We start from the raw sequence: 5,339 nt of genomic DNA on the forward strand, positions 1-5,339 counted from the left end.
ATCAGCTCAGTCACGCTGTGACAGACGGATAAAAAACTGTCGGGTCGGTATTTGTGGTCGGAACAATAATTGTATTTTTTGTATACTAAAAATCGGCGAATATCGTTTCAAAACATCTGATCCAGGCTGGGTGGCAAATCGCTATTTGCCCGTGTAGTCTGGCCGTTCGCAGCCCACTTGCGCGGATGGTGATTGTCGCAATGAAAATAAAAAACAAGCTTGTCCTTGCCTTTGTATTGGTCGCTTTCATCCCGGTAAGCCTGGTGGCGGTGATATCGGTGCTGAATATACGGGCCCAGGCGGTCGATCAGTTCATCGATGGCAGTACCCGTGAAATACGCCAGATCGACGGTAATATCCGACAGTTTTTTGATGGATCTCAACAGAACGTCGATCAAATGGCTGTCGATCCTGTATACACATCGGTCGCCAGCCTCAAGCACTATGAAACCGCCGATGCGGCCAGCCAGCCCCTACCCGCGGCCGCCCGGCAGGTGATCGATGCGTTCGCCCGTTATGGCGCGACTCACCCGGCCGCCGCCATCCTGTCCATCGGCCTGGAAGATGGCAGCTACGCCAAGTGGCCGGACGACCCGCAGCTGTCGAGCTACGACCCGCGCTCGCGCCCCTGGTACAAGGCCGCCATGGCCAGCCCCGGCAAAACGGTGCGAACGCCCGCTTACTACTATGACAAGGACGCTGTGGCGCTGGTCGGTACCGCCCGGGCAATGCTCGATGAGGCGGGTAAGGCCAAGGGTGTGTTTGTCGTCAGCGTTTCGCTGAAAAACCTCACCGAGCTGGTCAAGAGCATCAAGCTCGGTGAAAGCGGCTACGTGATGCTGATCGAGGACGGCACTGTGCTGGTCGACCCGCGTGACGCCGCGCACAGCTTCAAACCCCTCAAGGACCTGGGCGAGCCCTACGCCAAACTGGCCGCCACCACGCAAGGCTCCACCGAGGTGCAGATCAATGGGGTCAGGTACATGGCCAATATCTGGACATCGCCCGGCCTGGGTTGGCGCTATGTCGGTTTGATCGAGTACAACGAAGTCATGGGCGCGGCCACGCGGATGACCTATGTGACGGCGGTGATCGTGGTCGTGCTGGTGCTGCTCCTTGCGCTGCTCGCGGCGGCATTTGCCAAGGTGATCGTCAAGCCTATCGGCCAGGTCAGCACGGGGTTGCAATCGATCGCCGAAGGCGAGGGCGATCTGCGCCGCGATCTCGAGGTGCAGGGCAGGGACGAAACCGCGGAGCTGGCCGGCTGGTTCAACAAGTTTCTCGCCGCGATACGCCAGTTGATCCAACATATCGGTGCCGCCTCGACCAACTTGCAGGATGCCTCACGGGTCAACAGTGAGGTCGCCAACAACATGAACCAGGCGGCTGGTCGCCAGCGGGAAGCGGTGGAGTTGGTGTCCACGGCCTTCAACGAAATGGTCGCCACCGCCAACGAAGTGGCCCGTTCGTGCAGCACGGCAGCCGATTCCGCCGAGAGCGGACACCAGCGTGTGGCCGAAGGCAAGCAGCAGATCGAATTGACCACCCAGAACGTCGGCCGCCTGGGGCGTCGCTTGAGCGAGTCTTCCCAGGCCATGGTGGAACTGGAAGAGGGCAGTCGCAACATCAACCAGATTCTCGGCACCATCCGCGCCATCGCCGAGCAGACCAACCTGTTGGCGCTGAACGCGGCGATCGAGGCGGCCAGGGCGGGTGACCAGGGCCGGGGTTTTGCCGTGGTCGCGGATGAGGTCAGGGCCCTGGCCAAGCGCACGTCTGACTCCACCGGGGAAATCGACCAGTTGCTCGGTACGCTCGGCAGCAAGACCCAGGAGGTGTCGCAGAAGATGGAAAGCTGCCTGGACCTGTCGCGTGCCAGTGTGTCCTCGATCGAGAGCGCCCGTGACAGCTTTGAGGGCATCCAGCAGTCGGTCAATGAAATCCGTGATCAGAACCTGCAGATCTCGGCGGCGGCTGAAGAGCAGCACAGTGTGGCCGAAGAGATCAATCGGCATATCCAGCAGATCTATGACGAGGCGCGGCTGGTCGAAAGCCTGGCCAGCTCCGCGCAGGAAGATTCGGGCCGGCTTTCGCACCTTTCGAATGAATTGAATGGGTTGGTGGGGCGTTTCAAGTCGTAGCAGCATTATGCTATCGCCGGGTGGCTGACCGCCCGGCGATTCACTACACTTCAGTCGCTCCCTGGCTACCGGTTATCAGGCAGTCAACCTAAGTAAAAACCGGGACTCACAACCGGAACTTGAGGTAACAGGTTCGATGCCAGTGTCCCCGGAAAATCCACACAAGCAGTATGCCCGTCCCGAGTTCTGGCAGCTTTCCATGCGTTGCTGCCAGTTGGCTGGCGCGGTTGATGTCGCTTTCCTGTTTATTTTCCTCATGCTGGGCTCACCCGTCCTGGCCTGGGTCAACGTGATCAGCGTGGCCATGTATGTCTATGCCTATCGGGCGTTCAGCCAGCGACGTAATCGGCTGGCGATCCTGCTGATCCGCACTGAAGTGCTGGTGCACGCCGGGCTGGGAACCGTGCTGATTGGTTGGGAAAGTGGCTTTCACTATTTTCTGCTGATGTTCATACCGGCCCTGTTCGTGACCATGCGCCCCCGCGGCGCCTGGACCCTCGCTGCTTGCCTGTGGGCCTACTATGTGGGGCTGGATGTGCTCATGTGGTACATCCAGCCGCTGCAACCGATTTCCTCCAATGCCTTGTTGGGTGTGCATGTTTTCAACCTGACCGTGGTGTTCTGCATGTTCAGCTACCTGGCGCTGTTCTATGTGATTACGGTGACCCGAGCGCACAAGAGCCTGGCGCGGATGGCAACGACCGACTCCCTGACCGGCCTGTTCAATCGTCGGCACATGATTGCGCTGACCGAGAAGGCGCTGGAGCGGCACCATCGATGCCCCAGCAACCTGACCTTGATGTTGATGGATATCGATCACTTCAAGCACATCAATGATCAGTATGGCCACGATGTGGGGGACCGGGTGCTCAATGCCGTGAGCGACTTGCTTGATAGCTCAATGCGCGAACAGGATTATATTGGCCGCTGGGGTGGCGAAGAGTTCCTGGCGATATTGCCGGAAACCGATCTTGAGCAGGCGGCGGCAATCGCGGAGCGCATACGCAAGGCGATCCAGGCGTTGGTGATTGACAGTGACGAGCACAAAGTCAGCGTGACCCTGTCCATCGGCATTACGCAGTATCGTGCCCAAGAGGCGCTCAGCAACGCCATTGCCCGGGCCGATCGGGCGCTCTACGAGGGCAAGTCGGCTGGGCGCAACAGGGTGGAAGTGGCGCTGGCGTAATGGCGTCGGTTACGCCGACTGGTGAGGTGCGGATCGCGCTAGGTATGCTGGTCCGTGCAACTGGCCGATCTCACACATCCACATCCAGAAAGGACAATGGCGCGCTGTTGTACCGCATCAGGGAGACGTTGGCCGCCAGACGGCTGGTGCGTTTGGTGCCGTCGTCGAAAGGTTGCAGATAGGCCAGGTTGACCCACAGGAAAAAGGCCGACTCGACCGGGTTCTGGATCACTGGAGTGGTCAGGCCGTAGGTGGGGACCGCATCGACCATGAACTCGATGGCTGTCTTGTGGTTGAGCAGCATGCCACGGCGCTGCTGGCCTCGACGGGCACCGCTGACAAGGTCGGGCGAATCGCCGGAACACTGGGGCGCGACCTTGGCGCCTGGACCGTTCGTGGCCTGACCGGGGTGGCGCCCGTAGCCCATTCGGCCTTGAATGTTGTGCTACTGGCCTTATGGCCTCGGGATATCGGTGATTCGACGCTCTACACCCCGGAGCAACTGGCAAACCCTGGTCGTGAACAACATCAGTTTCTCCGTAATCGACAAGGGTCACGACTAATCCCCTCAACCAGGGTGTGTGGCGGCGACATAAACACGGTACGACTGTGTTCGTGAGAGGTTCACCCACCAAAGCCGCGGATCAACGCGGCTTCTTCGATTCCAACAACGTTTACATGTCACCATGGTTGGTATGGCCTTCCATGGCATCCTTGCCATGGTCGGAGAGTTGGGCGTCAAACCATTGGTGCAGGGCCGTCACCAAAAGGCTATTCGATGTTTTGTAGATCAACTCTGCGCCGCCTTCAATCTCCTTGTAATCGATGGTGATTTGTCCCGGTGTAGTGGCTTTGAGATCGGCGAGCCCTGGCATGTCGTCACCATGAATACGGGATGGTCCTGAGAAATCGCCCTTCAGAAATTGCTTGCGGATCTCTTGCAGGTGCTCGCGAACCAGCCGCACTTGCTCGATGTTGGCGGAGTCCTTGGCCACAACTTGCTGTGTTCCGCCTTCGGCGCTCTTCGTAAAGATGTGTGTCGTTGCCGCTAGACTAAATGGCATCACCTCTTCACCGCGTTGCGACACTGCTGCTTGGCGCTGTGCATCGGCCATTGCCGCCATGTGAGCGGCATGGTTCATTTTGGTGTGATCCACGGTCTGGGCGTAAGCGTTTCCCGAGACCGCCGCGATGAGGCCTAAAGTAATAGCAATCGGTGACATGAATTTTCTCCGCTAGCGACGTTGTATTGAGTCTATGCTACGGCGACCTTCCATGAGTATGATCATGATCATATGAAGACGGTAAACGATGTGTTGGACTGGCCGGCTTTGATCGCTGCCCAGCCAGCAGCGAGCCTTATCCCAGAGACGCTGCGTGTGTCGGCAAGGTGGGTTGAAGCCGATGCGCACGAGATGCTCTTTCTGATTGGCGATCCGGTTCGTCATGTCTATCTTGTTATCCGCGGTGAAGCGCGTCTGGTTCGACTGGGCCGCAATGGCTGCGAAGTGATCTTGCAGCGCTCGCGGGGAGGCTTCATTGCGGAGGCCAGCCTGGACAGCCGTACCTACCACTGTGATGCCATCGCTTCCGAGCCCACCACGCTGCTACTGTTTCCGATTGCCGCGTTTCACGCTGCATTGGAGGACGTGATTGTGTTTCGCAAAACCTGGCAGTTACAGCTGGCCAGGGAAATCCAAAAGCTACGCGCTCAATGCGAAAGGCTATGTCTGCATAGCGCGACTGAACGCATCATCCATTTCATTGAATCCGAAGGTTCCGATGGTGTCCTAACGCTCAGTCAGTCGCGCAAGTCTTGGGCAAAAGATCTAGGTTTGACGCACGAAGCGCTATACCGGGCGTTGAAACGCATGCAGAGCGATGGCCGTCTTGAGGTCGAAGGCAATCATTTGGCGATCAAACCCTGAACTCAGCCAACGATTTCAAGCACGCTGCTAACCGCGACATCTATTCGCTCTCCCTCGGTGACCTGGCTCAATGTCTCCACCATG

Annotated in this window: 6 protein-coding genes; 3 read left to right on the forward strand and 3 right to left on the reverse strand. The window is 58.4% G+C overall.

Translation table 11 applies throughout. The annotated features are described in order from the left end of the window. Nucleotides 1-107 precede the first annotated feature (107 nt). Nucleotides 108-398, reverse strand: a complete 291-nt coding sequence (locus M5B99_RS29130; protein ID WP_248807389.1) for a hypothetical protein — start codon at nucleotides 396-398, stop codon at nucleotides 108-110. Between M5B99_RS29130 and M5B99_RS29135 the strand changes: the two genes are divergently transcribed. Continuing rightward, the gene (locus M5B99_RS29135) at nucleotides 282-2,141 is read left to right on the forward strand and encodes a methyl-accepting chemotaxis protein (RefSeq protein ID WP_248807388.1); all 1,860 of its coding nucleotides are present in this window, start codon (nucleotides 282-284) and stop codon (nucleotides 2,139-2,141) included. The two genes, M5B99_RS29130 and M5B99_RS29135, sit on opposite strands and share 117 nt — an antisense overlap. Nucleotides 2,142-2,277: 136 nt before the next feature. Further along, nucleotides 2,278-3,327, forward strand: a complete 1,050-nt coding sequence (locus tag M5B99_RS29140; RefSeq protein WP_248807384.1) for a GGDEF domain-containing protein — start codon at nucleotides 2,278-2,280, stop codon at nucleotides 3,325-3,327. Nucleotides 3,328-3,397: 70 nt separating this feature from the next. Here M5B99_RS29140 and M5B99_RS29145 read toward each other — a convergent pair whose 3' ends face one another. Both M5B99_RS29145 and M5B99_RS29150 read right to left on the reverse strand, forming a co-directional pair. Further along, nucleotides 3,398-3,754 (reverse strand): Fic family protein, encoded by a 357-nt coding sequence (locus M5B99_RS29145; RefSeq protein ID WP_248807385.1) that lies wholly within the window; start codon nucleotides 3,752-3,754, stop codon nucleotides 3,398-3,400. 247 nt (nucleotides 3,755-4,001) lie between these two features. Further along, a complete protein-coding gene (locus M5B99_RS29150) occupies nucleotides 4,002-4,550 on the reverse strand; it encodes an aspartate carbamoyltransferase (protein WP_248807386.1) in 549 nt (182 codons plus the stop codon). Nucleotides 4,551-4,622: 72 nt separating this feature from the next. Between M5B99_RS29150 and M5B99_RS29155 the strand changes: the two genes are divergently transcribed. After that, complete coding sequence (locus M5B99_RS29155) at nucleotides 4,623-5,255, forward strand: Crp/Fnr family transcriptional regulator (protein ID WP_248807387.1); 633 nt, start codon at nucleotides 4,623-4,625, stop codon at nucleotides 5,253-5,255. Nucleotides 5,256-5,339 lie beyond the last annotated feature (84 nt).

It is taken from the genome of Pseudomonas sp. MWU13-2100 (assembly GCF_023242365.1).
Lineage (GTDB): Bacteria > Pseudomonadota > Gammaproteobacteria > Pseudomonadales > Pseudomonadaceae > Aquipseudomonas.

What these genes read in the sequence shown, in the direction of transcription:
- M5B99_RS29145 (WP_248807385.1), bottom strand. Translation starts at nt 3,754, where the DNA reads ATGGGCTACGGGCGCCACCCCGGTCAGGCCACGAACGGTCCAGGCGCC.
- M5B99_RS29140 (WP_248807384.1), top strand. Translation starts at nt 2,278, where the DNA reads ATGCCAGTGTCCCCGGAAAATCCACACAAGCAGTATGCCCGTCCCGAG.
- M5B99_RS29155 (WP_248807387.1), top strand. Translation starts at nt 4,623, where the DNA reads ATGAAGACGGTAAACGATGTGTTGGACTGGCCGGCTTTGATCGCTGCC.
- M5B99_RS29150 (WP_248807386.1), bottom strand. Translation starts at nt 4,550, where the DNA reads ATGTCACCGATTGCTATTACTTTAGGCCTCATCGCGGCGGTCTCGGGA.